General features: G+C 60.7%; 1 protein-coding gene. It reads right to left on the bottom strand.

Translation table 11 applies throughout. From position 1 onward, the window contains the following. A partial coding sequence (locus M3223_RS24005; RefSeq protein ID WP_251566311.1) for an ABC transporter substrate-binding protein occupies nt 1-410 on the bottom strand: 410 nt, incomplete at both ends.

Raw genomic sequence — 410 nt, 5'->3', positions numbered from 1 at the left:
GTCCAGACGAACGGACCGGTCGGATCTTTGCGGTTCTGCGCGCTGTTGGTCTTGATGGCGTCGACGATAGCCTTGTTCTCCGGCAGCTGGTCGTAGCGCTTCGGCAGCGTCACATAGATGCCTTCCGAGGCGTCGCCCGCGATATTGGAGAGCGAGGCGTTGCCCACGCCTTCCGGCCCCATAAAGCCGGCTTTCAGGCCCGCCGCTTTCGCCTGGCGCAGGATCTGGCCCATTTCCGGGTAGTAGCCGCCGTAGTAAACGAAGTCGACGTTCTCTTTCTTCAGGCGCGCGATCAGCGTAGAGAAGTCTTTATCGCCTGCAGTGATGCCTTCAAACAGCACCACGTTGCCGCCTTTGGCCTTCAGGGTTTTCTGCACCGACTCCGCCAGGCCCTGACCGTACTGCTGCTT

This window comes from Paenibacillus pasadenensis (genome assembly GCF_023715725.1).
Lineage (GTDB): Bacteria > Bacillota > Bacilli > Paenibacillales > Paenibacillaceae > Paenibacillus_O > Paenibacillus_O pasadenensis_A.
This window is presented reverse-complemented; position numbering and strand designations above follow the sequence as displayed.